The 1,856-nt window shown below is 69.6% G+C and carries 2 protein-coding genes; both read right to left on the reverse strand.

The features are described 5' to 3' along the window. The coding region (locus tag GWI24_RS43850; RefSeq protein ID WP_247617722.1) for a beta-ketoacyl synthase N-terminal-like domain-containing protein at window positions 1–1,114 on the reverse strand (1,114 nt) is incomplete at its 3' end. Window positions 1,115–1,140: 26 nt separating this feature from the next. Next, the coding region (locus GWI24_RS43855; RefSeq protein ID WP_247617723.1) for a phosphopantetheine-binding protein at window positions 1,141–1,856 on the reverse strand (716 nt) is incomplete at its 5' end.

Genomic DNA, 1,856 nt, shown 5'->3' on the forward strand with positions numbered 1-1,856 from the left:
ACCACAACGGACACCCCTCAGGCCGATCCTGGCCATACGTGTCCAGAAGCGCCTGCGCCTCGATCGGATCGCCCAGTGCCGTGCCCGTCCCATGCGCCTCCACCGCGTCCACATCGCCCGCCACCAGCCCCGCACCCGCCAACGCCCGCCGGATCACCCGCTGCTGCGACGGACCGTTCGGCGCCGTCAACCCATTCGACGCACCGTCCTGATTCACCGCACTCCCCCGCACCACCGCCAACACCCGATGCCCAAGCCGCTCCGCATCCGACAACCGCTCCACCAGCAGCACGCCCGCGCCCTCGGAGAAGCCGGTGCCGTCCGCCGCGGCCGCGAAGGCCCTGCAACGGCCGTCCTTGGACATGCCGCGCTGTCGGGAGAAGCCGACGAAGATGCCCGGGTTGGCCATGACGGTCACACCTCCGGCCAGCGCCATCGAGCACTCGCCCAACCGCAGTGCCTGTACGGCCAGATGCAACGCCACCAGCGACGAGGAACACGCCGTGTCCACCGCGACCGACGGGCCCTCGAAACCGAGCGCATAGGACACCCGCCCCGACAGGACGCTCGCCGAGGTGCCCGTACCCATGACCGCCTCGAGCTCCTCGGGGACCCGGGCTCCGGAGCCGTAGCTGTGGTACGTCACCCCGGAGAAGACGCCGATGTCCTTGCCCCGCAGCGCGGTCGGGTCGATCCCCGCCCGTTCGAACGCCTCCCAGGAGGTCTCGAGCATGATGCGCTGTTGCGGATCCATCGCCAACGCCTCACGCGGCGAGATGCCGAAGAAACCCGCGTCGAACTCCCCCGCATCGCGCAGAAAGCCACCCTCGCGGACATAGCTGGTGCCCGGATGGTCCGGATCCGGGTCGAAGAGGTTCTCCAGATCCCAGCCACGGTCCTCCGGGAACCCACCGACCGCGTCACCACCCTCCATCACCAGGTCCCACAGCTCCTCCGGCGTGGTCACCCCACCCGGCAACCGGCACGCCATCCCCACGATGGCGATCGGCTCCGACAGGCCGCGGCGTATGTCGGCGTTCTCCCGCTCGAGCCGCTCGTTCTCCATGAGCGTGACACGCAGCGCTTCGACGACCTTCGCTTCGGGAGTGGTCATCCCGGCCTCCGCATTCCGAACCGACATTACTTCCCGGCCTTGCTCATGGCTCGTTGCACCAGACTGGCCACATCCATATCGGCGATCGCGGCAGCCGGTTGCCCGTCCGCCGCCTGCCCGTCCACCCGCTGCTCCGCTTCGGACTCCCGGACCAGCGCCATGAGGGTGTCGAGGATGCCCAGCTCCTGGAAGCGGCTCAGCGGTGTCCTGGCCAGCGCGCGGCGCAGGTCCTCCTCACTCCCAGCGAGGCTCTGCGCAGGTGGGGCATCCGGGCAGAGCTTCGTCCGCAAGTGGCGCATCAGTGCGGTGGGGGTCGGATAGTCGAAGACCAGCGTGGCCGGGAGCCGTATCCCGGTGTGGTTGGCCAGCCGGTTGCGCAGTTCCACCGCCGTGAGCGAGTCGAAGCCGATTTCGTTGAACGCCAGGTCCGGCCCGATGGCATGGGCGGAGGCGTGGCCCAGTACCCGAGCCGCCTCCCGGCAGACCAGGCCAAGGAGGATCTGCTCCTGCTCCTCGGACGTGGCCCTGGTCAGACGCTGGGTGAAGGCGTCCAGATCGGCGGCCGTCTGCGCAATACGCCTACCCTGCCGGACGAGGCCACGGAGCAACGGTGGCACCGATCCGGTGGCGGCGGCCTGGGCCCGCGGCGCGCTCAGGTCCAGTTTCATCGGAAGCACCACCGGCTGGGGCATGCGCAGTGCGGTGTCGAACAGTGCCCCGCCTTCGCCCTCCGACAGCCCGG

The organism is Streptomyces sp. MK37H (assembly GCF_018035285.1).
In the GTDB taxonomy this organism is placed as follows: domain Bacteria; phylum Actinomycetota; class Actinomycetes; order Streptomycetales; family Streptomycetaceae; genus Streptomyces; species Streptomyces endocoffeicus.